Genomic DNA, 26,349 nt, shown 5'->3' with positions numbered 1-26,349 from the left:
GCTTTTGCATTATATCTCTTTTATTATAGTGTATCTCTTATGTAATTATTTACGGCAATTACAGCCTGCGGTCGGCTTCAGTAATGGGCACATCATTTATGCTGGCATAACGTTTAGCCATTAGTCCATCTTCGTTAAACTCCCAGTTCTCGTTGCCATAAGCCCTGAACCAATTACCACTAAGGTCCTGGTATTCGTACTCGAAACGTACTGCAATGCGGTTATCGGTGAAAGCCCAAAGTTCCTTGCGCAATTTATAGTTAAGCTCACGTTCCCACTTACCGCTTAAAAATTCGATAACCTCCGCACGTCCGTTCACAAATTGCGACCGGTTGCGCCATTCTGTATCAATGGTATAAGCTTGAGCAATTCTTTCGGGGTTCTGGCTATTCCAGGCATCTTCGGCTAATTGTATCTTTTCAACAGCGGTTTCGTAATTGAAGGGAGGCAGTGGGTATCTCTTATCCATAAAGCATTTATTTGATTTATACAAAGATAGCCTGCGTTGTAGTGCGATTTGTGGTAGTTATTATGGTTTGTGTGGTAGTTTTGCCGTATTAAAAAAACAGACGTAAGTATTGCAACTAATTGGTCTGCGTTGCGTCTGTTTAATTAAATTTATTATATGATGAACAGGTTATTGTTGAGCATTATATTGAGTGTGGTTTGTAATGCATCAACGGCACAACATAAAAAATACATTCCAAAAGTGGAGCCTTGTAACTGTCGTTTTATGATTGACAGTAATTTCTTAAAAACTGCTCCTTCTTTAGTAAAAGCCGAATACTCTGTACCCTTCGCAAAAATTGATAGCAGTTTCAGAACCAAATGCGGTTACCTTATCGTGCCCGAAAACCGTTCAAAGACAACTTCAAAAATGGTAAAACTCCCGTTCATTGTATTGGAGAGTAAAAATCCTTTCAAGAAGAAAGACCCGCTATTATTCACATCAGGTGGGCCCGGTAATAGTTCGTTATCTTGGATATTTAATGCAGCAAGAGGTGATTTGATAAAAGACCGTGATTTAATCGCCTTTGAACAAAGAGGTACACGTTACGCGTGGCCATATTTAAGGGTATTTGATCTGGATAATGCCATCCGAGAATCGTATCGCAAGAACCTGAACAAAGACAGTATGGTGCTGGTTGGAGTTAAAAAGTATCGTCGTACGCTTGAAATGAAAGGTATCGACTTGGCAGGTTACACTACCGACGAAACCGTGTTAGACATTCATGACCTGTTGAAGATGCTTAAAATTGATTCGGTAAATCTTTACGGCGGCTCGTATAGCGGCGGCCTAATGACCGCAGTTTTACAGAAAGACCCGTCGCGAATACGCTCTTTAGTGCTTGATTCTCCATTGCCTATGTTTGCTGCCATTGACGAAGATGAACCTATGAACTTTAACCAGTCGCTTACTACTTTATTTAAGTACGTAGAGCAAGATTCGACCGACAAGCAAAGCTATCGAAATCTTAAGGAGCGTTTTTTTGAATACTTTAACGGCATTGCGCGTAAAACTTTCTACTTACGTTATCTTGAAAAAGGCACAACCGATTCTGTAAATATCGCCTATACCAAAAATGAGCTGTTGGCCGAAATAATGAATGCCATGTCCGACAACCAGCGCCGTAATGATGTAGCATTTATCATAACCGATATGATTAACGGAAATCACAAGCCTTATGTGAAATCTTATTTAGATGCCCTGTTTAGAAAGTACCAGGCTCCTGATGGTATGCGTATATCGGTTTATTGTGCCGACCAGGCCACTTACCATAGCCAGGATGTTATTAAGCAACTTTACAATATATACCCTTATCTCACCCGCTATCGCATTAATGATGTAATTAAAGATATGTGCGATTGTTGGCCTACGCCCCCGGTTACACCATCTACCAAGCAACCGTACTACTCTTTAAAACCGGTACTCATGGCCGACGGTGAAATGGATCCTAATTGTAGTCCGCTTTATATACAGCGCTTACAACATTATATGCCTCACGCGCAAAGCTTCCTGTTTTTAAAAAAAGGTCACGGTGTGGGAGGCTCAACATGGAATGTAATGATGCGTGAGTTTTTAAACAATCCGTATAAAAAGGTGCAGGTGTCTAACCCGGACGTTGTTGTGTATTAAGGAGTTGCTTTTCATTTGCACTATGTGCGCTCCCAGCAAGCTTACCAATTAGCGGCCGTCAGCAATACAATATTCTTTCAAAATACAAGTGTACATTGATTGCACAAACAAAGTTATTTAGGTATCGCAACTCACATCATCCCATTCAGCATTCTGATATGATATGAGCCAGTTTAATGCATAGTGCCGCTCATACACTACACCCGGATGAACTTGTTCCATTTCCTGCATGTTTAGCCTCGCATCAACGCAAGCCCAGTCCAGCCTGTAATACAGGTCGGCGGCATCTAATATCTCTTTTGGCGAACGGCTGATTCTGGCAGCATTAATAAATGTATACGGATCTCTGTCACCGCCAACGGGTTGGTCTTCATCGGCAATATCATTCAAGTTGCAAAGGTTTTCAGGAAAATCAAGTGTATTCACCTTACCTAAGGCCCACATTAGTATGTAAATATCTTCGGCTTTCCAGGTTTCAACGGTTTGCTTTTCGGCGGTAGGTTGCAGCAGAAAATCTTTTTCTTTAGGGGTAGCATACTCCCACAGGTTATGTTGTTTTAAATAATCAATAGCAACGTTTGGTGGTATAGTATTAAAAGCTACATAGTTTACTACCGATAAAACGCTTACACGGGTGGCTACTTCTTGTGCCGTCCTGAATGCAACCTCATCTTCAGATTCGATACAGGGCAAATTGATATTTACCTTAATGCCTTTTGCCTTAACTATGGCTTCGCTGTTTTCCTTGCGTGTTTTTTGTTCGTCGGTAACCTCTGACTGATCAGCATCAAAATGAGCTGTTTCTATTTCCACTTTCAGCGTATCAACTTCACAGGCTCCCTGCCCGTCAATAAGTAAATTCAGGTTCTTATCTAAAAAGTGCTGCCCTTTCGACCGGCTGATTGACGTATCGGGCTGAGCAAAAATGATAGCATCAAATTCAAGTGCAAAACGTTCAATCAGCGTTTTAAATTCTTTGGTTTCACCTTTATCTTCACTTACGGTAAACTCACAATTTAAAGTTTGAACCTTACGCAACAATAGGGCTTGCACATCAGGTTTTGATGATGGCAGCGAAGCCACATAATTGTAAAGACCTTTTAGGTTGTTGGTAAATGCGCTGTCATCTCCTTCGGCAATTTGATAGGATGGCTTAGGCTTTTGCCGGTAAGATACTTTAATGACTTTTGACGAGCCGAATAAGCCCCCTTTAATGGTTAAATCGGCAAAATGGTCGGTGCCGTTTGCACTTTCCGATAGTTTTCCGTCAGGATAAATTTCCCTGATGATAGCAGTGATTTTTTCAAACCCAACGTGATGGGCATATAAGGTACAAATCATGTTATAAGGCAATTATAGTTACATCAATAACCTAAATTATATTTAAATGTTCAACAAAAAAAGCCCGGTAAAAACCGGGCTTTCGATATTTTGATAACTGAATAACTCAGTAAAATCAACTTAAACACCTAACAGCAAACGTGCAGGGTCTTCCAGTAGTTGTTTAACACGTACCAGGAAGCTTACCGATTCGCGGCCGTCAACAATACGGTGATCGTATGACAGGGCAAGGTACATCATTGGGCGTATAACCACCTGGCCGTTTACAGCTACAGGGCGCTCAATAATGTTGTGCATACCTAAAATAGCCGATTGCGGCGCATTGATGATTGGAGTAGACATCATTGAACCAAAGATACCGCCATTAGTAATAGTGAAAGTACCGCCGGTCATGTCTTCAATGGTCAGCTTGTTTTCACGGGCTTTACCGGCTAGAGTTACCACAGCTTTCTCAATTTCGGCAAGGCTCATGGCATCAGCATTGCGGATGATAGGAACCACCAAGCCTTTTGGAGCCGATACAGCTATAGAAATATCAGCAAAGTTGCTGTAAACAATTTCTTCACCTTCAATACGGGCGCCAACGGCAGGCCACTCAGAAAGGGCAACGCAAACCGCTTTAGTAAAGAACGACATAAAGCCTAAGCCAACACCGTGTTTCTCTTTAAACTTGTCTTTATATTTTGAGCGTAGCTCCATAACCGGCTGCATATCTACCTCGTTAAAGGTGGTTAGCATAGCGGTTTCGTTTTTAACAGCTACCAAACGTTTGGCTACTGTTTTACGAAGGTTGGTCATTTTTTCTCTGCGCTCTTCACGGGCACCTGATGCAGCTGGAGCTGATGCAGGTTGTGCGGTAGGTTTTGTAGCTGGTGCAGCAGCCTCAGGCTTTTTAGCTCCGGCTTGTGCGTTAACAGCATCGTCTTTTGTAATACGGCCACCAACACCTGTTCCGCTTACGCTTTGAGGGCTGATACCTTTTTCTGTAAGAATTTTACCTGCAGCAGGTGATGGCGTGCCGGCAGCATAATTACCGCCACCATAACCACCCTCGTTACCAGGAGCATTGCTTGTAGCCGGCGTTTGGCCTTGCTGTGAACCTTGTTGAGAAGGCGTAGCAGCTGGGGCAGCACCACCGCCGGTTATTGAGCAAACCACAGCACCAATAGCTAAGGTATCACCTTCATTGGCAATGGTTTTAAGTGTACCTGCACTTTCAGCAGTTAATTCAAAAGTAGCTTTATCTGATTCCAGTTCGGCAATGGCTTCATCCATTTCAACCTGTTCGCCGTCTTTTTTAATCCAGCGTGACAGGGTTACTTCGGTGATTGACTCACCCACCGCCGGAACTTTAATTTCTAAAGTTTTAGCTTCAGCAGCAGGAGCTTGCTCAGCCTGAGCAGCTTCCGGTCTTTCGGCACGTTGGCCTGGGGCGCTTTCATCAGCAGCGGCAGCGGTGCTTTTATCAACAGGCGCTGGTGCAGCGGCAGCAGGTGCGCCACCATCTTCTATACTGGCTACTACGGCGCCAATAGCTAAGGTATCACCTTCGGCGGCAACAGTTTTTAAAGTTCCGGCACTTTCAGCAGTAAGCTCAAAAGTGGCCTTGTCCGATTCTAATTCGGCAATTACTTCGTCCATTTCAACCGCATCGCCGTCTTGTTTAATCCAGCGCGACAAGGTTACCTCGGTAATAGATTCGCCAACCGGCGGAACTTTGATCTCTAAACTCATGTTGTTTTTATATTGTAGTTTGTGAGTTTAGTGAGTAGTGAGAAGTGAGTAGAGAATGGTTTCGACGGCTAACAAAGCACGTATTCAACTATTCACTACTCATCACTCACCATTCACCAACTAATTAATCTGCATTAGTTTCGGCCATTTTCTTGGTCGATTTTTTTACTTTCTCTTTTTGATCCTGGCTAACCGGGGCTTCAAAAGCTTTAGAGATAATGTACAACTGCTGCGATGCATGTTGTTTTGAATAACCGGTAGCCGGGCTTCCTGCTTCCTTGCGTGAAATTACTTCCAGCTGCAACTCGCTCTTGCGGAAACGGCGCAGCATGTAAGGCCATGCACCCATATTTTCAGGCTCCTCTTGTACCCAAATAAAGTCAGTAGCATTGCTGTACTTAGCTTTAATTGCCTCCATCTCTAATACAGGGGTAGGGTAAAGTTGCTCAATACGTACAATGGCTACGTCACTGCGTTTATCTGCCTGCTGTTTGTCAAGTAACTCATAATAAATTTTACCGCTGCAGAAAAGTACGCGTTTTACCTTTTGGGTATCGGCAGTGTAAGTATCATCAATAAGCTCATGGAAACCACCACTGGTGAAATCTTCAATTTTTGACACGCAGGCCGGATGACGCAGTAAGCTTTTTGGTGAGAAAATCACTAATGGCTTACGGAAATCGCGGTGTAGCTGGCGGCGTAAAATGTGGAAGAAGTTAGCCGGAGTGGTACAGTTAGCCACCTGAATGTTATTATCAGCACAAAGCTCCATAAAGCGCTCAATACGTGCTGATGAGTGTTCAGGGCCCTGGCCTTCATAACCGTGAGGCAATAACATTACCAAGCCGTTACCACGTTGCCATTTAGTTTCGGCACTAACAAGGTACTGGTCAATGATAATTTGCGCACCATTAACAAAGTCGCCAAATTGTGCTTCCCAAATAGTAAGTGCGTTAGGGTTAGCCAGTGCGTAACCGTAATCAAAACCTAATACGCCGTACTCTGAAAGTAGCGAGTTATAAATATAAAATTTAGCCTCGGTGCCCAGGTTTGCCAGTGGTGTATATTCCTCGTCTGTATCAGGAAGGGTTACAACAGCATGGCGGTGTGAGAATGTTCCGCGTTTCACGTCTTCGCCGCTCAGGCGTACCGGGTGCCCTTCTTTAAGTAAGCTACCGTAAGCCATTAACTCGCCCATAGCCCAATCAAAGGTTTTGGTTTCGTTAACCATTTTACGGCGGTCATCAAACAGCTTTTCTATTTTTTTGAAGAATTGCTTGTCTGATGGTAAATCAGTTATTTGCTTGCCAAGTTCAAGTAAAGCCTCTTCGCTTATAGCGGTGTTAATTTCAGCATAAACTTCGGCTTTGGTAGGTAAGTGTAAACCTTGCCATGAACCGGTAAACATTGGGTTGCCCGCTTGTATACGTGCTTCGGCCTTAGTTTCGTCAAGTTGCTTTTGCAGCAGGTCTTTAAAGCTCTTTTCTATTTCTTTAGCTGCCTCGGCAGTAATGCTTCCCTCGGCAAGTAATTTCTGATAGTAAATTTCGCGCGGGTTAGGATGCGATTCAATAGCCTTGTACAAGGTAGGCTGAGTGAATTTAGGCTCGTCAGACTCGTTATGACCGTAGCGGCGGTAACAAAGTATGTCAATAAACACATCCTCGTTAAACTCCTGACGGTACTCCATAGCCATGTTAATAACATAGGCTAAGGCTTCTACATCATCACCATTAACGTGGAATACAGGAGATAAAACGGTTTTAGCAATATCAGTACAATAAGTGCTTGAGCGTGCATCTTTAAAATTGGTGGTAAAACCAATTTGGTTGTTAATTACCAAATGCACAGTACCGCCGGTTTTGTAACCGTCCAGCTTTTCCATTTGCAACACCTCATAAATAATACCCTGACCTGCTACTGAAGCATCGCCATGTATTAATATAGGTGCAATTTTATCATGATCGTCGCCGTATTTGCTGTCAATTTTAGCGCGGGTTATACCTTCAACCACAGGGCCTACTGTTTCCAGGTGCGATGGGTTAGGGCATAAGCTCAAGTGAATTTTTTTACCATCAAAGGTTTCAACATCAGTTGAGAAGCCTAAGTGATATTTTACGTCGCCGCCAAAAGACGACTCCATATCATAATTTTTGCCTTCAAACTCAGCAAAAATCTCTTTATAGGTTTTGCCCATTATATTGGCCAAAACATTTAAACGGCCACGGTGAGCCATACCAATGGTAAACTCTTCGATGCCTAAAGATGAGCCTTTTTCAATAACCGAATCTAAAGCCGGAATCAATGCTTCGGCACCTTCTAATGAAAAACGTTTTTGCCCCAAAAATTTGGTTCCTAAAAAGTTTTCAAACCCAACGGCTTGGTTAAGCTTTTTAAGCATGCGTGTTTTTTCATCCTTAGAGAATGATGGCTGGTTGCGTTTGCTTTCCATGCGCTGCTCAAACCATTTGGTTTTGATTGGGTTACGCATGTATTTGTACTCGGCACCTATTGCCTGGCAGTAAGTATCCTCAAGCAGCTGGCGTATGTCACGCAGCTTTGCCGGACCTAAGCCTACTTCAACACCTGCATTGAATACGGTGTCCATATCAGCCTCGCTCAAACCAAAGGTTTCAAGCTCTTTACCAGGATAATATTTGCGGCGTTCGCGTACGGGGTTGGTTTTGGTAAACAGGTGTCCGCGGGTACGGTATCCGTTTATCATATTCAGCACGTTTATTTCTTTTAAAACGTGCTCAGGGGTGGCTGCTGAAGCTGTGCCTGCGGCTGATTGAGGTGCCGAACCTTGACCAAAATCAAAACCCTCGAAGAATTTTTGCCAACCGTAATCTACTGATTCGGGGTCTTGTTTATAAGCTTCGTAGAGTGAATTTATATAGTCAGCGTTTCCGCTATTAACGTAATTTAGACGATCCATCTGAATACCAATCTGTAAAACGGTACAAAACTAAGAATATATGCTGTAAACTACACGGTTTAATTTGCTTTTGGTTTTGCATTTTTTTATATTTTGCAGTTTGGCAATCAGCCTTTCCCTTAAATAAAGTTTCAGTTACTATTATTTACTTAACCGTTAATTGTAGTATTGAAGTTTATAGATAAATGTGGTTGCATTTTACAAAATAAACATCTATAGCATTAGCTTTTTATCGCACCGTATAATTTGTAATGTTTTTTGCTTACATTGTTTCCCCGCGTTTGTTAGCGGGTTAAGCAATGGTAAAACATAACATAAATATAGCTTTTGAGGAGTACCAAACTTTTGAGGAGCTTAATGAAAGTGACAAGGCACTGTGCCTTGAAGCCGAGAAAGCCCTGAGTGGTTCTCATTCTCCATATTCTAATTTTAAGGTCGGCGCAGCGCTGCGGCTCAAAAGCGGGCGTATTGTGTACGGCAGTAACCAGGAAAATGCCGCTTACCCATCAGGGCTTTGTGCCGAGCGCGTAGCGCTGTTCACATGGAGCGCTAATTTTGCCGACGACCCGGTTGAAGCCATGGCTGTTACCGCACATACCAGTAAGTTTAAAATTGAAAAGCCCATTACTCCCTGCGGATCATGCCTGCAGGTATTGGCCGAGTTTGAAAAAAAGCAATTAATGCCAATACGTACGCTGTTGTATTGTAAAGAGGGCGTAACCTGGGCAACAAATGGCGCCGACAGCTTTTTGCCTTTTATGTTTTTTGAAGACAGGCTGGCCACAGTACCTGTATAAATTACAAAAGCCGCTCTCGCAGCGGCTTTTTGTTAACTAAAACTATTATCTGACAAAAATCTATTATTTAAATACTGAGTATACGTTGGTAATTTTCCAGCCCTCACCGGTGTTGGCAATTGTTACATAATTGGTGCGGGTAAATTTTTCGTACTTCATATCTACCTTAACAATGGCCATATCGGCATTGCTTTCAACTTCGGTTACTGAAGTAGTACAGTTTTGCTGGATGTTTTTGTTATCGCCGGCAAACGTTAGCATCTCTGCTTTGCTAAAGCTTAGTACCTGTTTGCCGCGTAGAATGTTGATTTTAGCGTTGCTTTCAAAAACATCGCTCAATCCCGCGTTTAGGCCGCGGGTCATCATGTTAACGTAGGTGCTTACTGCATAACTTTTTGTTAAACGGGCTACGTTTGGTTCTTCGGCTTTAACAACATTGACAATTACTAATAAAGCTAAGCCTGCTACAAGTGATTTCAAGGATTTCATATTTTAAAGTTTTAAGGTTCTTATGTTTTTGTTTCTGTATATAAGACAGCACCATTACACCAAACGTTACACTATTTTATGCTAAGCGTAAACATTTAACATATCGTTAACAACTTGCCTGTAACAGGGGGATTAAACGGCGCAATAACTAACAAAAATTAAGAATATTGTAATACATAGTACCGTTTATTGGATAGTAATATGTACATCTCCTGTTACTTAATCGTAATAATTGTAGTAAAACAAAAAAGCCGGCTCAATTGAGCCGGCTTTTTATAAGTTTAAATTTTTATTTATTTGAATATGGAGTATACATTGGTAATTTTCCAGCCATCGCCTGTGTTGGCCACAGTTACATAGTTGGTACGGTTAAACGTTCCGTAATTCATATCAACCTTAACAATGGTCATATCGTCGTTGCTTTCAACTTCAGTTACCGAAGTGGTACAATCCTGACGGATGTTTTGATTTTCTTTAGAGAACTTCAGCATATCAGCCTTACTAAAGCTCATTACTTGTTTGCCACGTAGTATGTTAAACTTTGCATTGTGCTCAATCACATTGTTAAGGTCTGTATTTTGGCCCAAGGTAACGCTGCTTATGTATGCATCAATGGCATTTGATTTTGTTAGTTTGATTGTTGATGGTTCATCAGCTTTAACAACGTTTGCTGTTACTAATAAAGCTAAGCCTAATATTATTGATTTTAAGGTTTTCATATTGTTGTGAGATTAAGTTTGTGTATTTATTTGTTTTATACTTCTATGACTACCATACCTCATTAAACGTTACACTATTTTTTATTATAATTGAATATTTATAACATCTGTAAAAGTTAAGTGCATTAAGGTTGCTTGTGGCTGTTTAATGTGCTTTTAAATGTTAATATGGTAACGTATACAGCTTTGATTTTAAAGTTTGCCGAGCAAGGCGAAAAAACCGGTTGGACGTACATTGATGTACCGGCTGATGTTGCTCAGCAATTAAAGCCAGGTAATAAAAAATCCTTCAGGGTTAGGGGTACGCTCGATAACTTTGAGATAGCAGGCGTTGCATTGATGCCCATGGGCGACGGGAACTTTATTCTTACCCTCAACGCTGATATGCGCAAAGGAATGCACAAGCGTGAGGGAGCAATGTTACAGGTGAGTATAGAAGAGGACGTTGATTTTAAATTAGTGGTGCCTGATGACTTGCACGAGTGTCTTACCGATGATACTGATGCATTAAGTTACTTTGATAGCCTTCCTGAATCGCACCGCCGTTACTTTGTGAACTGGCTAAACAGTGCTAAAACCATTGCTACCCGCGCTAAGCGTATAGGTATGATTTGCCACGCCATGGCAAACGGTATGGACTATGGTCAGATGATACGTGCCGGGCGCGAGCGCAATCAATAAATTACTGCGTGATATATCGTGCTTAATGTGCAGGTTAACTATTTGCCTGCCAGTAATGTACTCTTATAAATAAAAGGTAACTTAAGCGCTTTTACGGCAGGTTTAAGGCAGCAATAATAGGTTGTTTAGCTTGTTTTTAGTATATTTGGCTAATTTTATTAGCAATTAAACGGCTGATAATATTTGCTTGAAGTGTATCACCTTCAATTTGCAGTTACGATACTATGTCAGAAAGTTTAGATACCAACGAACACGAAGAAAACGCATTGCAGGTAAATGGCGAAACCATGCATAACGTAATACCGCTCGACGGGCTTTACGAAAACTGGTTTTTAGATTATGCTTCGTATGTAATACTTGATCGTGCCGTTCCGCATATACATGATGGCTTGAAACCTGTGCAACGTCGCATTTTGCACTCGCTTAAGGAAATGGACGACGGGCGCTTCAATAAAGCAGCCAATGTTATAGGTAACACCATGAAGTATCACCCCCATGGCGATGCATCTATTGGTGATGCCATGGTGCAGATAGGGCAAAAAAACCTTTTGATTGATTGCCAGGGTAACTGGGGCGATCCAATAACAGGCGATTCGGCTGCGGCACCGCGTTACATTGAGGCAAGACTTACAAAGTTTGCCCTCGAAGTTGTATTTAACCCCGATACTACAGAATGGCAGGCAAGCTACGATGGCCGTAACCGCGAGCCTATTACCTTGCCAGTAAAGTTTCCTTTATTGCTGGCACAAGGTGCTGACGGTATTGCTGTAGGTTTAGCTACCAAAATACTGCCGCACAACTTTGTAGAGTTGATTGATGCTGCCGTTGAAGCCTTGAAGGGTAACCGGCCAAACTTACTGCCCGATTTTTTGACAGGCGGTATGGCTGATGCCACCAACTATAATGGAGGCCAGCGCGGCGGTAAAGTACGTGTGAGAGCTAAAATTATTGAAAAGGATAAAAAGACGCTGTTGATTACCGAGGTTCCTTACAGTACAACCACAGGTGGGTTAATTGACAGTATAATTTCGGCAAATGATAAGGGCAAGATTAAAATCAAGAAAATTGAAGATAACACTGCCCAAAATGTTGAAATAGTAGTGCACCTTGCACCGGGAATATCACCCGATGTAACTATTGATGCACTATATGCCTTCACCGATTGCGAGGTGTCTATATCTCCTAATACCTGCATAATATTAGATGATAAGCCACACTTTATGAGTGTGAACGATGTGCTTATTCACAGTGCCAATCATACCAAAGCCCTGCTTAAGCTTGAGCTTGAAATAAGGCTGAATGAATTAAAGGAAAAAATATTCTTTAGCTCATTACTTAAAATATTTATACAGGAGGGTATGTACAAAAATCCTGATTATGAAAGCTCAGGTAATTTTGACACCGTGGTTGAAGTATTGAACCGCTTGTTTGAGCCGTTCTTTCCGCAATTTTACCGCACCATACTTCCGGAGGATTATAAGAAGCTTATTGATAAACCAATGAGCAGCATTACCCGCTTTGACGTTAAAAAGGCCGATGAGCAAATGAAAGCGCTGGAGGCTGAAATTAAGGACGTTAATTACAACCTGAAGCACCTGACTGATTATGCTATAGCCTGGTTTACCAAACTCAAAGAGAAATACGGTAAAGACCGTGGCCGTAAAACCGAACTTCGCACCTTTGATAAAGTTGAGGCTGCACAAGTGGCCCTTGCCAACGTAAAGCTATATGTTAACAAGCAAGATGGCTTTATAGGCTCGGGCATTAAGCGTGATGAAAACGTAGAGTTTGTTTGCGACTGTTCAGATATTGACGAAATTATCGTATTCAGGGAAGACGGTAAGTGCATCATTACTAAAATGCAGGATAAGGCCTTTGTAGGCAAAAATATTATTCATGTAGCGGTGTTTAAAAAGAACGACGAACGCACCGTATACAACATGATTTATAAAGACGGTGAAAGTGGTACCACGTACGTTAAACGTTTCTCGGTAGTAGGCGTAACGCGCGATAAGGAGTATGATTTAACAAAGGGTACCAAAGGCACCAAGGTATTATACTTTACAGCAAATCTAAATGGAGAGGCCGAGGTGGTTACCGTGCAGCTTAAGCCGCATAGTAAACTAAAAAGACTCCAGTTTGACCAGGATTTTGCCGAGATTGCTATTAAAGGCAGAGGATCAATGGGTAACCAGGTTACCAAGTACCCGGTTAAGAAAATTCTTTTAAAATCTAAAGGTGTATCAACCTTGGCGGGGCGTAAAATTTGGTATGATGATATACTTAAACGTTTAAATGCCGACAGCCGTGGGCGTTACCTTGGCGAGTTTGATGGTGAGGATAAGATATTGACCATCCTATCAAACGGGGTATATGAGCTTACCAGCTTTGATCTTAACAATCATTTTGATGATAAGATGATGTTAATAGAAAAGTATGACGCCGAAAAGGTTTACTCGGTTATACATTACGATGGTAAATCAAAAAACTACCTGGTTAAGCGCTTTGTGTTTGAAAACATAGTAGTTGGCAAGCAAACCAGTTTTATAAGTGAGGAGCCGGGTTCGAAGCTGATCATCATATCAGGGGCGGCGCAGGCTGTGGTTAAGGTTGAGCAGCTCAAAGGTAAGGCTCAAACGCCCGAGCTGGCCGAATTAAACTTAACTGATTTGATTGACGTTAAGGGCATGAAGGCCATGGGTAACCGGCTTTCGGCGCATACTATACAAACGGTAGAGTTGATTGCCGAGCATGACGACGCCGAAGATGTACCCGACCCGGCGCCGGATTCAGTGGCCGATACACAGATTATTGCTGATGTAACCAACCCGGCCGAACCAAAACAGGTACCTGATTCAACACCCGAACAGGCTGCGAAAAATGTAGGTTTCGAAATTACCAATCCCGAAGATATTGATATAAACAATGGTCAGCAGGGATCATTATTTTAATAAACAATAAAGGAGCCTATAAGGCTCCTTTATTGTTTTAGAGTGATTGGTATACTGATTATAAAATCAGGATAAGTACTAAGATGATGATAATGATAGCACCTACTGAAAGATAGATACCACCGCTGGTAGCAGCAGCGTTAGCTTCTTTTTTAAGCTCTCTAAGTTCTTTTCTTAACTCTTTGCGCTCAGTTTTGCTCAAGTCAGATTTGTCCATTGCTCTGATCTCGTCAACACGGGCTTTGATTTCTTCTACGCGCGCGTTTCTTTCTTCAACGCTTTTGTTTGCGTAGTACTCTTTGTAGTTAACGCCAGCATCAGTGGTAGCCGCGTTTGATGTAAAGGCAACAAAGCTTAACATCAACGTTGTCATAAATAGATAAATAATCTTTTTCATATGATTGTAGATTAATTGAATAATAAACAGATTACCTTCAACAGGTAAGTAATGTTTTAAAAATGTTCAATTATCCTCAAGCTAACGTTAAATACTAATGTAGTAGGGCGATTCAAAAACGTGTCCTTTTTCGAGTTTTTGTATGGCCGGTTTCTCACTTATATCACTTGCCGGCACAACATCATCGGCATATCCAAGCCAGGGTTCAATGCAAACAAAATTGGCACCCGGTTTTGCCCATATACCTAAGTGGTTATAATGCGGATATTCAACGGTGATTGATTGATCAAACTTTGCAGATTTTATAGTAACCACCTTTGACTGTATGTTTTTAAACACGAGAGCATCATTATCAAAAAGATTACGGGTTAGCGCTAATTTTTTACCTTCAAGTTTTATAGGGGTAGTTTCCCCGGTAAAATATCCCTCGGCCGATAATACATGCGAGTTAAGCTCTTCGGCAACTTCAAATTCAATAAAATAGTCTTCGTAATTATCACCATTGTTAAATGGTACATTAAATGCGGGGTGCGCACCCACCGAAAAGTAAATAGCTTTATCGTCAAGGTTTATCACCTTGTAAGTGATTCTTAGCGCATTGTCAATAAGGTCATATAAAATATGGAAAGCAAACTTGTAAGGGTACACCGCCAGCGTTTGTTCATTGCAATGCAGCGCAAGATCGGCATGGTGAGGGTTAGCTTCGGCAATGCTAAAATCAGATTGACGGGCGAACCCGTGTCTTGACAAATTATACGTTGTTCCGTTTACCCTTAACTCATTATTAACTAAACCGCCAACTATAGGAAAAAGATTGGGGGCATGCCAAGGCCATATCTGCTCGTTAGCCTGCCATATCAATTCAGTTTGTGAGGCCTTATTAATTAGCGATGTAAGCTGGCCACCCTTACTGCTAATTGAAGCTTTAAGGAATTCGTTTTCTATTGTTACCATAGGGATGTTGATGATGATAACGCTAAGTTAAACATTTTCACCATCACCATCACTCATACGGTAATCACCTCTATTTTTCGGTTATTAGCTTGGCTTTAATTATTGAATCTTTCTGTGCGGCTTTCAGTCCGTAATTGAAGTTGAACAGTGCGCCTTCCCAATCACCGTATGATGGGTTAGGCAATATAATATATTTGCTTCCAAATTTTCCCGAAAGCTTAGCAGTTGCTTCATTACGCTTTTGCTCAGTGGGGTGGTTATCATATACCGCATCAAAGTCGGGCAAATTGTCGCCGCATAAAAGCACAATATCATAGCCTTTGAGTACATTCAATCGTCTTGGTTCCTTGCTCGATGTGCCAGCTTTAAGTATAACATGTTCATCGTCAGCAAAAGGCATATTAAACTTTTGGAGGTTTTTAACCGTGCCTGCCTGTTCATCTTCATCGCGGTTGGTTATATAGAAGATGGCAACACCCTTGCTTGCTGCATATTTAAAAAATGCCGGAGCTCCGGCAACGGTATCGCACGCAGCTTTAGCAGTCCATTGTTTCCAGGTCGCTGCGTCATATTCCAGATTACTAATAGCGCGTGACGCATCATACGGGCTATTGTCCAGCACAGTTTCATCAATATCGGTTACTATGGCTAATGGTTTATTAGTTTTTTTAGCCAGCGCTTCATCAAGCCTGAGTTTGGCCAGGTTGTAGGCTTGAAAGCATAGCGCCCTATACTCGGCCGACCGCTGCTGCCATAAAGATGACCAAACCTTACCACTGTTTGTAACAGATGTTTGCTGCACTGCTTGTTTGGTTGCTGTGCAAGAGGCTAACACAATGCCAAGCATACCAATAAAAACTTTCTTACTCATGAGCACTTTGCTTTAAACCGCAAAGTTATAGTATACTTTTAATAAGTATAGCAGTTACCCGTTTGCTTAAATGGCTTATCTTAATAATTACATCATTGAATTCCCCGCCTTTCTTCAAACAGCTCCAGCCTTAACCTTTTCAGTAAACTTTCGGGCAAATTTGTTGAGCTTAGGTTGTATTACAAAGGTGCAGTATGGCTTGTAAGTGTTGTTATTAAAATAGTTTTGATGGTATGATTCGGCGGTGTAAAGGGTACCAACCGGGCTAATTTCAGTTACTATTGGGTTGCTGTAAATACCTTCAGTTGTAAGTTGCGCAACCATCTCTTTGGCTTGTTGCTCTTGCTCCTTATTATGGTAGTAAATAACCGAACGGTATTGTGTTCCCACATCATTTCCTTGCCGGTTAAGGGTTGTGGCGTCGTGAGTTTCAAAAAAAACAAAGAGTAAATCATTGTAACTTATTTCATCCGCATCAAACTCAACTTCAACAACCTCGGCGTGTCCTGTTTTTCCACCACAAATTTGCTCATAAGTAGGGTTTTCTATTTCTCCGCCCATATAGCCTGAAACAACCGACTTCACTCCTTTAATTATCTGAAATATAGCTTCCGTACACCAAAAACAGCCTCCGCCAAATGTCGCCTTTTGTAAGTTCATACCGTGGCAGTACTAAAAGCATGCCACTGGTGATATTTTTGTAATTGAAGGTTAAATATTGTGAGCGATTGGAAATTGATATGTGTTAGACGTCTTCATAGTTTGCATAATTACAATTAGAGCGAATTAGTAATGGTTGTTATGGCTCTAACTTTTTAACTGTAAATGTGTTAGCTAAAAATGCCTATCATTTACAAAACTTACCTATTTGCCGCTGCCATACTGTTTCACTCTTGCGGTCAAAACAATACATTGCAAGAAAACTACATTCCAAAAGATAATGAGCCTTCTGTAAAACCCGTTATAGTCGACGCTCAACAGCCTAAGGTAACTATCAACACAGGTACTACCAAGCCTGCTGAGCTGATAGCTTATGCAAAAACACTGATAGGGGTTCCATATAAGTATGGTTCGCTTAAACCTGATGAGGGATTTGACTGCTCAGGCTTTATTACTTACGTATTTAACCACTTCAATATAGCAGTGCCACGTTCATCAGTTGATTTTACTTATGTAAAGCAAGAGATACCTATAAACCAGGCTAAACCCGGTGATTTAATTTTATTTACCGGTACCGATAGTACCAAGCGGGTGGTAGGCCATATGGGTATTCTTACTCAAACCGGTGCTGAACCCGTTTTTATCCATTCAACATCAGGCAAGGCTAACGGCGTTACCGAAACGCCGTTAAATTCATATTACCAGGGCAGGTACGTTAAAACACTTCGCATTTTTAAAGGAGATTATTAATTATGCATTGAATTCGCTACTATGACACATATAAAAAAGCCCGCCTCAATATGCAGTAGAGGCGGGCTTTTTTTTACTTGTAAAAGTTTGGCAGCGGATTAAGCTTTGTATTTTGACGCTGGTGCCAGTACGGATAAACGGCAGGTGTTTCGCTTGCCGCATCAAGCTTTTTAATTTGCTCAATGCTTAAGTTCCAACCTACAGCTGCAAGGTTTTGCTTTAATTGTTCCTCGTTACGGGCACCAATAATAATGTTGGCCACAGTAGGGCGTTGTAAAACCCAGTTTAGCGCAACTTGTGCAACTGATTTTCCTGTTTCTTCAGCAACCTCGTCAAGCGCATCAACAATAGTATATAGGCGCTCCATATTGGTTTCAGGGCCATGTGAACCTCCCTGGCTGCGGCGGTTATCTTGCGGTATTGGCTGGCCGCGACGGAACTTACCGCCCAATTGGCCTGATGCCAACGGGCTCCAAACAATAGTGCTTACATTTTGATCAATACCCAAAGGCATCAATTCCCATTCAAATTCTCTGTCGAGCAAAGAATAGTAAGCCTGATGTGCTATGTACCGTGCCCAACCGTAGCGTTCAGATACAGACAGTGACTTCATCAAATGCCAGCCCGAGAAGTTAGAACAGGCGATATAACGTACTTTGCCACTGGTTATTAAATCATCAAGGGCTTTTAAGGTTTCTTCAACCGGAGTGTTGCCATCAAACCCATGCAGGTGATATATATCTATATGATCTGTTTTTAAACGGCGTAGGCTTGCCTCGGCCTGCTCAAGCAAGTGGAAGCGAGACGAACCAAAATCATTTGGCCCCGATCCCATAGGGAAAGTAGCCTTGGTAGATATAAGTACTTTGTTGCGTAAACCTTCAAGCGCCTGACCCAGAATTTCTTCAGATACGCCATGCGAGTACACATTGGCCGTGTCAAAAAAATTAACACCTGCATCAAGGCAAAGGTTAATTAATTGCTTTGCTTCATTTAATTGGGTATTTCCCCAAGCTTTAAAAAAGTCATTACCACCGCCGAAGGTTGCTGTACCAAAGCTTAATACCGGTACATGTAAACCCGATGCACCTAATTGCCTGTATTCCATAGTATGTAGTTTTTTAGTGTGTCAAAGTAACACTATGTTTTTTAATTATTTGTCAGGCATTTTTCAGTTATAAAACAGGGTTATGTCAATAAGCCTTGGTGATCCTATAACGCAAGCCAAAGTCGAAATGTCTTCCGGTAAGGAAAAACTGATCATACAGCATAACACGGTTAGAATACGTGAAGTTACCGTAAATATCTAATCTCTTATTTAGCGTTACGCCCAATTGCAATGGGGTAGACGTCCAGGAGCTTTGTAAGTTTTTAAGATCATTAAACTGGGATAAATTGCGCTTGAAAGTAATTTTGCTTGAGGTTCCGTAATTTAATGATAAACCAACTCCTGCAAAAAGCCTGAACCGGTTACTGTTGATGATATTGTAAGTAACGTTTGGAATGGCAGAAAAGTAATAATGGTCAATTTCGTAGCTGTACTCGTTGGTAATATTTGTTGCACCTACCTGTATTGTTTTGTTAAAACGTGGCTTTACACCTGTAAAAGTAAAATCTAGTTTAAAGCGTAGGTTTTTAAGAATACGGTGATCAGAGAGTTCAATTCCTGCCAAAACACGTGGAAGGTAAGACCATGACGCGTCTCCGGTAAATACGCTGTTTCCATACAAGCCCGATCGTGCTGCGTTTAAGCTAACGCCGGCGTGTATACCCACTACAAAGCTCTTTTCTTCAACTTTATTGTCTTTATTCATCAACTTAAGCACACGGGTAAGACTGCTGGCTGTAAATGTGGTGTTATCAATAAGCGCCATAGTTTCAAGGTTGTTGCTATAGCGGTTTGCTGCGTTTTTAAGTGTTTGTTTATACATTTCGGCTGTTCGCACGGTACGGCTGCCATCAATGTTAGCGTAGTACTGGTAATATATCAGCTCAGTTGCAGCGGTGTTGTTTTCGGTTAAGAAGTAACGGTGTTTTGTTGCATCCTCTTGTTCGGCTAAACCAACGTTGTCTCCAATATAAGTTACTTTTAAAAATATTTGCTGCTGTTGTGTAATGGTATCAATTGCGGTTGGTATATCAGGAAATTTGTTTTTATCCATTGATACTTTGCCCGAGTAAGTAATAAAAGTGGCAGCGTTAAGCACGTTGATCGCTTTAACATCGGTAGGGGTGTAAACAACCGGCGTTTTCTGTTCGGGATTAGCTTTAAATTCAAAATACTTTGGTGTTGAGTTTTGCGGATGGTAGTTGATAACGCCTTTGAGTGTGTCTCCGTTGCTTTCAACTACATAGCCCGGCAGGTATTTTGCCTGTGCAAAAACTGCAGATGGCAAAAGCATCAGCAACAGAAGTTTCATCCTGTTCATTTGAGTGTTGTGATAAGTGTTTATGTGTACCAATATATGATATTACATTAACTATCATCGAAAGTATGGAAACAAAAAAGCCACTCTGCGCGCAGCAAGAGTGGCTAAATAAAAACTATACTAAATATTAATCTTCTGCAGGTGTAATCTCTTCACCCGAAACAACTTCCTTAATCTTATTTTCCAGTTCTTCTGCAAGCTCAGGGTTGTCAATAATTAGTTGCTTAACGGCATCACGGCCTTGTCCTAAACGGCTGTCACCGTAGCTAAACCATGATCCGGCTTTTTTAATAATGCTGTGCTCAACACCTAGGTCAATAATTTCACCTGCTTTTGAAATACCTTCGCCAAACATGATATCAAATTCGGCCAGGCGGAATGGAGGAGCAACCTTGTTTTTAACAATCTTAACTTTTACACGGTTACCTGATACCTCATCAGTATCTTTAATTTGTGATATACGGCGTACATCCAAACGTACCGAAGCGTAAAATTTAAGGGCGTTACCACCGGTAGTAGTTTCCGGGTTACCAAACATAACGCCAATTTTATCGCGCAGCTGATTGATAAATATACAGCAGCAACCGGTTTTGCTAATGGTACCGGTAAGCTTACGTAAGGCTTGCGACATTAAGCGGGCCTGTAAACCCATTTTAGAGTCGCCCATTTCACCTTCAATTTCACCTTTTGGTACAAGGGCTGCAACCGAGTCAATAACTAATATATCAATAGCTCCTGAACGGATCAGGTTGTCAGCGATTTCTAAGGCTTGCTCACCGTTGTCTGGTTGAGAAATTAATAAATTCTCAACATCAACACCTAGCTTTTGAGCATAAAAACGGTCAAAAGCATGCTCGGCATCAATAAATGCAGCAATGCCACCTTTTTTCTGAGCCTCTGCAATAGCGTGTATGGCTAAAGTAGTTTTACCTGAAGATTCCGGACCGTAAATTTCAATTACACGGCCTTTTGGTAAGCCGCCAACACCTAAAGCTAAATCAAGTGTTAATGAGCCTGTAGGTATTACTTCAATGGGTTCAATAACGGTATCGCCCAATTTCATAATGGTACCTTTACCGTATGATTTTTCCAGCTTATCTAATGTTAGCTGTAGTGCTTTTAATTTATCTGCGTTTACGTTACTCATCGTGTTTATATTGTATACAAATATAAGAAGTAAATAATTAAATACTAAAAAAATTAGTAAATATTTTTAACTGATGCTTTTGGTTTTATTGCTTGTGAATATAGCATAATTGAGCTTGAATTGTTTGATGCTAATTGTTTATAAACTGCTCAATTTACAGTGGCTAAATATTTGCACAAGTATAAACCTTACAAAATAACACATACCATCTATGTCGCTTAAAAAAGGAGATTTTGTTCCAACGATAATTAAACGCATTATGCGATACAGCGCCCGCTACGGCTGGCATGGTGACTATAAAAGCTGGGAGCAGGCGTTACAACAAACTACAGGCTACAACGCGCAAAGTGTGTTGCAGCGGGTTAGTGAAGCAGCGTTAAAAGTTAAAAATGGTGAGGCTAAATATGAACGCGATGGCATAGCTCAGCAAAAAGTGGAGATATTTTACCCCATTTTATCCTCATTGTTGTGGATAGCATCGCAAAATAATAATCACTTGAGTGTGGTAGATTATGGCGGCTCGCTCGGTACATCGTACAGGCAAAACCTTCCCTTTCTTAAGCATTTAAATTCATTACAGTGGCATTTGGTAGAGCAGCAAATGTTTGTTGATGAAGGTAAGCGCAATTTTGAAAATGCGCATTTGAAATTTCACTACTCGCTGGATGAAGTGCTGGTTAAAAACGAGCCTCAGTTATTGATGTTCAGCAGCTCATTACAATATATGGAAGCACCATATAAGCTTCTAAATAAAGTTAAGCAAAGTAGCATACCTTATCTCATAATTGATCGTACCGCTTTTATAGACGGACCAGAGGATCGCTTAACCATACAAAAAGTGCCTCCTGCTTTTTATGATGCCTCCTACCCATGCTGGTTTTTCAGCGAGCAAAAAATGAATGACTTTTTGGAAGACACTTTTGAAGAAGTGTTCGGTTTTGAATCGGGGCAAAAGGTAGCATTAGGGTTAGATGAACTTAACTATACCGGTAAGTTGTGGAAGCGTAGATAGCTTATTTCATGGCAATTGTTAAAAATAGTTAAAGGGCTGAAACAGAATGTAGCTAAGTATTAATTTGGCAGTGAAATACTTCACTAATTATCCTTATGCTAAATTGCAGTTCATTTAAATTAAACCCAATTGTTAATAAGAAGTTTGTTTGTGAGTATACGTTAGGGGCAGCTTTAACTGCATCTATGCTGCTAAGCTTAAGTGCCTTTAAAATGCCAAATAAAAAGCTTATTAAAAACTTTAGTTTGGGTAAATACGACTATAGTTTATATGAAGAAGATTACTACGTTCATGATGGAAATTTAGATGGAGCTTTTTTTGTTGTTTACCGCGCCGGTCAAACGCGGAGTTTGTGCAGCGCCTGGATGAAGGCCAGCCGTAACAAAGTGTTGCTCACTAAAGGCACCCATACTATTGGCCGGGATAGAATTACATTTACAGAAATTTACTTAGACCACCATAGGCGTTTAGACTCAATGACAAAATCTTTTACTGCCGATGACAGAGGTAATTTGCACTTGCACGAAGTGAAGGAATACCATGATGGGCAAGTAACGAAAACGTTGTATTGAATATAATGATGTAATTAATTTGCTGCTATTGCTCTTTCAAACTATACCATTTGTATTCATATCCATTTAGAGCTAAAGTCAGGCGTCCGTTACTTAGATTAAGCTTTTCTGTAGGATTAATTACATTTTCAATTACTGAGCTGCTGGCATTTTTCATAGAAATTTCAACTTTCTCCAAACGCCGCTTACTAAAATTATGTACAACAATTGATTTGCGGCCCTCATAAGTATACTCAATGGCCAAAACTTCATCTGCGCCTGTATCTAAAACATTCCATGCGCCCAAGCCAATTTCAGGATGAGCCTTACGGGCAGCAATTAACTGCTTTATTTTGCTAAGCAAAGACTGTGAATTTTTTGATTGCAAGTCAACGTTAACTGCCTGGTAACGGTATTCACCCATGTTTATCAAGGGGCGGTAGGGCTTGTTTCCACTGGTGAATCCTGAGTTAGCGCCAGACGACCACTGCATAGGCGTACGTACCGAGAGTCTTTCTTGAAGCGTAAGGTCATCGCCCATGCCAATTTCCTCGCCGTATCTTATTACAGGTGTTCCGGGAAGCGAAAATAGCAGACTGTAGCAGAGCTCAAGTTTTTTAGCATCATTGATCATGGGTGCCAGGCGTCGGCGTATTCCCCGGTCATAAAGCTGCATGCTCTTCTCAGGGCCAAACTTTTCATAAACTTTGTTACGTTCTTTGCTGCTTAAGCGGCCAAGGTCTATCTCATCATGATTGCGCATAAAATATGCCCATTGCGATTCGGTCGGCTTTTCATGCGTTTTCTGCAAGGCCTCCTTAAACGTGCTTACATGCTCATCTGCCAGTGAGTAAAAAAGATACTGGTTGGCATAAAAATTAAACATGAGTTGTAAACGACTGCCGTTCTCCCCAAAAAAGACTTTATTTTTATCAGGTGCTACGTTAGCTTCGCCTAATAAAATGGCATCCGGGTTTAGCTTTTTAACCGTAGCATTTAGGTCGCTAAGAATATTATACATGGGCTCGGCGTCGTCACCCTCGGCTGGCTTGTCGATAATAAAGGGTACGGCATCTAACCTAAAGCCATCAAGCCCCTGGTTAAGCCAGTAGGTCAAAATCTTTTTTCCTTCGGCCTGTACCTCCTTGTTCTCAAAATTTAAATCGGGCTGAAAGTCATAGAACCGGTGAAAGTAATACCTTTTGGCTACCTCATCATAAGTCCACGTTTCGTTTTGCACGCCTGGGAAGGCCATGCCCTCATCAAAATTTTTCGGCTTCGCTTTTGACCATACATACCAGTTAAAATATTTGGAGGTGCTATCCAATCGGGCCTTTTGATACCACGGGTGACTGTTTGAGGTGTGGTTAAGCACAACATCCATCACCACTTTAATGCCGGCTTTGTGAGCCGCCTTAATAAATGAATCAAAATCTTCTTTAGTGCCTGTTTTAGTATCGATGCCGTAGTAATCCATAACGTCGTATCCATCGTCACGATATGAGGTTGGTTGGAAAGGCGCCAGCCACACGGCATCAACGCCAAGAGATTTTAAGTATGGGATTTTTTGAGTAAGGCCGTTAAAATCGCCTATCCCATCACCGTCACTATCTTTAAATACACGTACCTCAACATTGTAAATGATGCTGTTCATGTACCAGCGATTAGCACTTACTGTTTGCTCTTTCTTTTCGCCATTGCTGCAGGCAGATATAAGTGCCACAAGGCACATAATAGATAAATTAACAAAGTAGCGAGCGTAATTTGAAACCATAAGCGCTTATAAGTATGTATATACATAAAGCGCATACTTCATAATTGTTTATCTGCCAACAAAAAATCCCGGAGCTGAGGCCCCGGGATTATAATATTTAAACAAGTAAAGAACGTTATACGCCTAGGTCTTGCATAATGGTTTTTAGCTTTTCGTCCAGTTGTTTTTCAGTTTCGTGGAAAGCCTCTTTGCTGGCCAGTTTGGTGTTCACGCTGCAGTAAAACTTAATTTTAGGCTCAGTACCTGACGGGCGTGCCGAAATAATACTACCATCTTCGGTAACAAATTGCAACACGTCTGACTTTGGTAAATCAATTGGTGTTACAGTGTTGGATGTGAGGTCGGTTTCTTTGCGTAGTTCGTAATCTTTTAACGCAATTACTTTAGATCCACCTAATGTAGCAGGAGGATTAGTGCGGTACTGCTCCATCATGGCCTTAATTTCTTCGGCGCCGGTTTTACCTTTCTTGGTAATTGATATAAGCGTTTCTTTGTAGAAACCATATTTCAGGTAAGTATCTACCAAAGCCTCAAACAGGCTGCTGCCTTTGTCTTTATAAAAAGCAGTCATTTCGGCAATAAATGCGGCCGATACCACAGCATCTTTATCACGAACAATATCGCCAATTAAATAACCGTAGCTTTCTTCACCACCGCCAATAAAGGTTTTTTCGCCTTCAAATTTGGTCATCAGTTCGCCAATATATTTAAAGCCGGTAAGGGTATTGTAGCATTCTACACCTTTATCTTTGGCAATAGTATCAATAAGGTAAGAGGTTACAATGGTTTTTACAATGTACTCTTTACCGGTAAACTTGCCTTTTTCTTCCCAGGCCGATAACAGGTAGTTAATTAGCTGGGTTGCAACCTGGTTGCCGTTAAGTAAAACTACTTCACCTTTGTCATTTTTAACGGCAATACCCACACGGTCAGCATCAGGGTCGGTAGCCATAACCAGGTCGGCATCAATTTCTTTAGCTTTTTCCATAGCCAGGTTAAGAGCCTCTTTTTCCTCAGGGTTAGGGTAAACCACGGTAGGGAAGTTGCCATCAGGAGTAGCCTGCGATTCAAGCACGGTTACATTTTCAAAACCAAATTGCTCCAGTGCCTTAGGTACCAGGGTAACACCGGTACCGTGTAACGGTGAGTAAACTATTTTAAGATCTTTTTGACGTTTGATAGCCTCCGGCGATACTGATAGCGCTGTAATTTTATCCAAGTATAGCTGATCTATTTCCTCACCAATGAATTCAATATTAGCTTCATTGCGGGTAAACTTAACTTCATCAACACTGCTGATGGCAGCTACTTCGTCCATTACAGCTTTGTCATGAGGGGCAACAAACTGACCACCATCTTCGCCGTAAGCTTTATATCCATTGTATTCTTTTGGGTTGTGTGAAGCTGTAAGCATTACACCGCTTTTGCAACCTAAATGGCGTACAGCAAATGAAAGCTCAGGCGTTGGGCGCAAAGCTTTAAAAAAGTACACATATATGTCATTGGCCGAAAACACATCGGCAGTTATGCCGGCAAGAACATCAGAGTTGTTACGGCTATCGTGTGCAATAGCAACTTTGATTTTTTCGCCCGGATAGGTTTTTTTCAGGTAGTTGGCAAGGCCTTGTGTAGCTGCGCCAATAGTGTATTTGTTAATGCGGTTTGAACCCGGACCCATTAAGCCGCGAAGACCGCCCGTTCCAAATTCAAGATCTTTGTAAAATGAATCGGTAAGGTCGGTGTAAGCTTTATCATCAATTAATTTCTGCACCTGTTGCTTAACATCGGCATCATAATTTCCCTTAAGCCAGGCGTTAGCCTTATCTAAAATGGCTGGATCTAATTCTTGCATATGGATTGTGATTTGAAGTATTGTTGTAAGTTCAAATATGGTAAAAAATTGGAGTTTTTATAATTTACCCTGTTTGATAATACTAAATGTTGTAATGATACAAACAGCAGGTTAATTTGTGTGCATTAAATGATTAAAGTTTTATAAAGCGATAACTGATGCGTT

22 protein-coding genes are annotated in these 26,349 nt (G+C 41.3%); 7 read left to right on the top strand and 15 right to left on the bottom strand.

Translation table 11 applies throughout. The features are described 5' to 3' along the window. Nucleotides 1–58: 58 nt before the first annotated feature. Nucleotides 59–469 (bottom strand): nuclear transport factor 2 family protein, encoded by a 411-nt coding sequence (locus tag GO816_RS04195; protein ID WP_157540080.1) that lies wholly within the window; start codon nt 467–469, stop codon nt 59–61. Between the two features lie 156 nt (nt 470–625). Between GO816_RS04195 and GO816_RS04190 the strand changes: the two genes are divergently transcribed. Then, nucleotides 626–2,137, top strand: a complete 1,512-nt coding sequence (locus GO816_RS04190; protein WP_198171410.1) for an alpha/beta fold hydrolase — start codon at nt 626–628, stop codon at nt 2,135–2,137. A 117-nt stretch (nt 2,138–2,254) separates the two neighbouring features. Here GO816_RS04190 and GO816_RS04185 read toward each other — a convergent pair whose 3' ends face one another. From GO816_RS04185 to GO816_RS04175, 3 genes are all read right to left on the bottom strand, one after another. Continuing rightward, nucleotides 2,255–3,478 carry a DUF4272 domain-containing protein gene (locus GO816_RS04185; protein ID WP_157540079.1) on the bottom strand — a complete coding sequence of 408 codons (1,224 nt, stop codon included), beginning with the start codon at nt 3,476–3,478 and terminating at the stop codon, nt 2,255–2,257. 120 nt (nt 3,479–3,598) lie between these two features. After that, entirely contained in the window at nt 3,599–5,212 is a 1,614-nt protein-coding gene (gene odhB, locus GO816_RS04180) for a 2-oxoglutarate dehydrogenase complex dihydrolipoyllysine-residue succinyltransferase (RefSeq protein ID WP_157540078.1), read from the bottom strand. A 124-nt stretch (nt 5,213–5,336) separates the two neighbouring features. Beyond that, nucleotides 5,337–8,150, bottom strand: a complete 2,814-nt coding sequence (locus GO816_RS04175; RefSeq protein ID WP_157540077.1) for a 2-oxoglutarate dehydrogenase E1 component — start codon at nt 8,148–8,150, stop codon at nt 5,337–5,339. 299 nt (nt 8,151–8,449) lie between these two features. Between GO816_RS04175 and GO816_RS04170 the strand changes: the two genes are divergently transcribed. Then, nucleotides 8,450–8,947, top strand: coding sequence for a cytidine deaminase (locus GO816_RS04170; RefSeq protein ID WP_157540076.1), 498 nt, complete (start codon nt 8,450–8,452; stop codon nt 8,945–8,947). Between the two features lie 63 nt (nt 8,948–9,010). On the opposite strand, the gene GO816_RS04165 is transcribed toward GO816_RS04170, so the two are convergent. Beyond that, nucleotides 9,011–9,436, bottom strand: coding sequence for a nuclear transport factor 2 family protein (locus GO816_RS04165; RefSeq protein ID WP_157540075.1), 426 nt, complete (start codon nt 9,434–9,436; stop codon nt 9,011–9,013). Nucleotides 9,437–9,729: 293 nt separating this feature from the next. After that, nucleotides 9,730–10,155: a nuclear transport factor 2 family protein gene (locus GO816_RS04160; protein ID WP_157540074.1), complete on the bottom strand. Its 426-nt coding sequence runs from the start codon at nt 10,153–10,155 to the stop codon at nt 9,730–9,732. A 168-nt stretch (nt 10,156–10,323) separates the two neighbouring features. Here GO816_RS04160 and GO816_RS04155 point away from each other — a divergent pair, with 168 nt between their 5' ends. Continuing rightward, complete coding sequence (locus GO816_RS04155; RefSeq protein ID WP_157540073.1) at nt 10,324–10,836, top strand: YdeI/OmpD-associated family protein; 513 nt, start codon at nt 10,324–10,326, stop codon at nt 10,834–10,836. Between the two features lie 224 nt (nt 10,837–11,060). Further along, a complete protein-coding gene (locus GO816_RS04150; protein WP_157540072.1) occupies nt 11,061–13,787 on the top strand; it encodes a DNA gyrase/topoisomerase IV subunit A in 2,727 nt (908 codons plus the stop codon). Between the two features lie 58 nt (nt 13,788–13,845). Here the strand turns inward: GO816_RS04150 and GO816_RS04145 are convergent, their stop codons facing one another. The 4 genes from GO816_RS04145 to msrA form a co-directional block, all read right to left on the bottom strand. Next, complete coding sequence (locus tag GO816_RS04145; protein WP_157540071.1) at nt 13,846–14,184, bottom strand: hypothetical protein; 339 nt, start codon at nt 14,182–14,184, stop codon at nt 13,846–13,848. An 87-nt stretch (nt 14,185–14,271) separates the two neighbouring features. Continuing rightward, entirely contained in the window at nt 14,272–15,138 is an 867-nt protein-coding gene (locus GO816_RS04140; protein WP_157540070.1) for an aldose 1-epimerase family protein, read from the bottom strand. Nucleotides 15,139–15,208: 70 nt separating this feature from the next. Continuing rightward, nucleotides 15,209–16,009, bottom strand: coding sequence for a 5'-nucleotidase, lipoprotein e(P4) family (locus GO816_RS04135; RefSeq protein ID WP_157540069.1), 801 nt, complete (start codon nt 16,007–16,009; stop codon nt 15,209–15,211). A gap of 114 nt (nt 16,010–16,123) precedes the next feature. After that, complete coding sequence (gene msrA, locus GO816_RS04130; protein WP_157540068.1) at nt 16,124–16,669, bottom strand: peptide-methionine (S)-S-oxide reductase MsrA; 546 nt, start codon at nt 16,667–16,669, stop codon at nt 16,124–16,126. A 180-nt stretch (nt 16,670–16,849) separates the two neighbouring features. Here msrA and GO816_RS04125 point away from each other — a divergent pair, with 180 nt between their 5' ends. Then, nucleotides 16,850–17,419: a C40 family peptidase gene (locus tag GO816_RS04125; protein ID WP_157540067.1), complete on the top strand. Its 570-nt coding sequence runs from the start codon at nt 16,850–16,852 to the stop codon at nt 17,417–17,419. A 73-nt stretch (nt 17,420–17,492) separates the two neighbouring features. Here the strand turns inward: GO816_RS04125 and GO816_RS04120 are convergent, their stop codons facing one another. The 3 genes from GO816_RS04120 to recA form a co-directional block, all read right to left on the bottom strand. Further along, the gene (locus GO816_RS04120) at nt 17,493–18,527 is read right to left on the bottom strand and encodes an aldo/keto reductase (protein ID WP_157540066.1); all 1,035 of its coding nucleotides are present in this window, start codon (nt 18,525–18,527) and stop codon (nt 17,493–17,495) included. Between the two features lie 85 nt (nt 18,528–18,612). After that, entirely contained in the window at nt 18,613–19,848 is a 1,236-nt protein-coding gene (locus tag GO816_RS04115) for a hypothetical protein (RefSeq protein WP_157540065.1), read from the bottom strand. Nucleotides 19,849–19,975: 127 nt separating this feature from the next. Then, on the bottom strand, nt 19,976–20,995 hold the full coding sequence (recA, locus tag GO816_RS04110) for a recombinase RecA (protein ID WP_157540064.1): 1,020 nt from the start codon (nt 20,993–20,995) through the stop codon (nt 19,976–19,978). Between the two features lie 211 nt (nt 20,996–21,206). On the opposite strand from recA, the gene GO816_RS04105 reads away from it, so the two are divergent. Then, entirely contained in the window at nt 21,207–22,007 is an 801-nt protein-coding gene (locus GO816_RS04105; protein ID WP_157540063.1) for a methyltransferase, TIGR04325 family, read from the top strand. 212 nt (nt 22,008–22,219) lie between these two features. Continuing rightward, nucleotides 22,220–22,579: a hypothetical protein gene (locus tag GO816_RS04100; protein WP_157540062.1), complete on the top strand. Its 360-nt coding sequence runs from the start codon at nt 22,220–22,222 to the stop codon at nt 22,577–22,579. A 25-nt stretch (nt 22,580–22,604) separates the two neighbouring features. Here the strand turns inward: GO816_RS04100 and GO816_RS04095 are convergent, their stop codons facing one another. Beyond that, on the bottom strand, nt 22,605–24,281 hold the full coding sequence (locus GO816_RS04095; protein ID WP_198171409.1) for an alpha-amylase family protein: 1,677 nt from the start codon (nt 24,279–24,281) through the stop codon (nt 22,605–22,607). A 166-nt stretch (nt 24,282–24,447) separates the two neighbouring features. Further along, a complete protein-coding gene (locus tag GO816_RS04090; RefSeq protein WP_157540061.1) occupies nt 24,448–26,184 on the bottom strand; it encodes a phospho-sugar mutase in 1,737 nt (578 codons plus the stop codon). Nucleotides 26,185–26,349: the final 165 nt, after the last annotated feature.

It is taken from the genome of Mucilaginibacter aquatilis (assembly GCF_009755275.1).
Classification (GTDB): Bacteria; Bacteroidota; Bacteroidia; order Sphingobacteriales; family Sphingobacteriaceae; genus Mucilaginibacter; species Mucilaginibacter aquatilis.
Note: the sequence above shows the minus strand (reverse complement) of the source record. Positions and strands in the feature narration are given on the sequence as shown.

What these genes read in the sequence shown, in the direction of transcription:
- GO816_RS04115 (WP_157540065.1), bottom strand. Translation starts at nt 19,848, where the DNA reads ATGAACAGGATGAAACTTCTGTTGCTGATGCTTTTGCCATCTGCAGTT.
- GO816_RS04105 (WP_157540063.1), top strand. Translation starts at nt 21,207, where the DNA reads ATGTCGCTTAAAAAAGGAGATTTTGTTCCAACGATAATTAAACGCATT.
- GO816_RS04090 (WP_157540061.1), bottom strand. Translation starts at nt 26,184, where the DNA reads ATGCAAGAATTAGATCCAGCCATTTTAGATAAGGCTAACGCCTGGCTT.
- GO816_RS04145 (WP_157540071.1), bottom strand. Translation starts at nt 14,184, where the DNA reads ATGAAAAAGATTATTTATCTATTTATGACAACGTTGATGTTAAGCTTT.
- GO816_RS04190 (WP_198171410.1), top strand. Translation starts at nt 626, where the DNA reads ATGATGAACAGGTTATTGTTGAGCATTATATTGAGTGTGGTTTGTAAT.
- GO816_RS04175 (WP_157540077.1), bottom strand. Translation starts at nt 8,150, where the DNA reads ATGGATCGTCTAAATTACGTTAATAGCGGAAACGCTGACTATATAAAT.
- GO816_RS04125 (WP_157540067.1), top strand. Translation starts at nt 16,850, where the DNA reads ATGCCTATCATTTACAAAACTTACCTATTTGCCGCTGCCATACTGTTT.
- GO816_RS04195 (WP_157540080.1), bottom strand. Translation starts at nt 469, where the DNA reads ATGGATAAGAGATACCCACTGCCTCCCTTCAATTACGAAACCGCTGTT.
- GO816_RS04135 (WP_157540069.1), bottom strand. Translation starts at nt 16,009, where the DNA reads ATGAGTAAGAAAGTTTTTATTGGTATGCTTGGCATTGTGTTAGCCTCT.
- GO816_RS04150 (WP_157540072.1), top strand. Translation starts at nt 11,061, where the DNA reads ATGTCAGAAAGTTTAGATACCAACGAACACGAAGAAAACGCATTGCAG.
- GO816_RS04185 (WP_157540079.1), bottom strand. Translation starts at nt 3,478, where the DNA reads ATGATTTGTACCTTATATGCCCATCACGTTGGGTTTGAAAAAATCACT.
- GO816_RS04165 (WP_157540075.1), bottom strand. Translation starts at nt 9,436, where the DNA reads ATGAAATCCTTGAAATCACTTGTAGCAGGCTTAGCTTTATTAGTAATT.
- GO816_RS04160 (WP_157540074.1), bottom strand. Translation starts at nt 10,155, where the DNA reads ATGAAAACCTTAAAATCAATAATATTAGGCTTAGCTTTATTAGTAACA.
- GO816_RS04100 (WP_157540062.1), top strand. Translation starts at nt 22,220, where the DNA reads ATGCCAAATAAAAAGCTTATTAAAAACTTTAGTTTGGGTAAATACGAC.
- GO816_RS04170 (WP_157540076.1), top strand. Translation starts at nt 8,450, where the DNA reads ATGGTAAAACATAACATAAATATAGCTTTTGAGGAGTACCAAACTTTT.
- odhB (WP_157540078.1), bottom strand. Translation starts at nt 5,212, where the DNA reads ATGAGTTTAGAGATCAAAGTTCCGCCGGTTGGCGAATCTATTACCGAG.
- GO816_RS04155 (WP_157540073.1), top strand. Translation starts at nt 10,324, where the DNA reads ATGGTAACGTATACAGCTTTGATTTTAAAGTTTGCCGAGCAAGGCGAA.
- GO816_RS04120 (WP_157540066.1), bottom strand. Translation starts at nt 18,527, where the DNA reads ATGGAATACAGGCAATTAGGTGCATCGGGTTTACATGTACCGGTATTA.
- msrA (WP_157540068.1), bottom strand. Translation starts at nt 16,669, where the DNA reads ATGAACTTACAAAAGGCGACATTTGGCGGAGGCTGTTTTTGGTGTACG.
- GO816_RS04140 (WP_157540070.1), bottom strand. Translation starts at nt 15,138, where the DNA reads ATGGTAACAATAGAAAACGAATTCCTTAAAGCTTCAATTAGCAGTAAG.
- recA (WP_157540064.1), bottom strand. Translation starts at nt 20,995, where the DNA reads ATGAGTAACGTAAACGCAGATAAATTAAAAGCACTACAGCTAACATTA.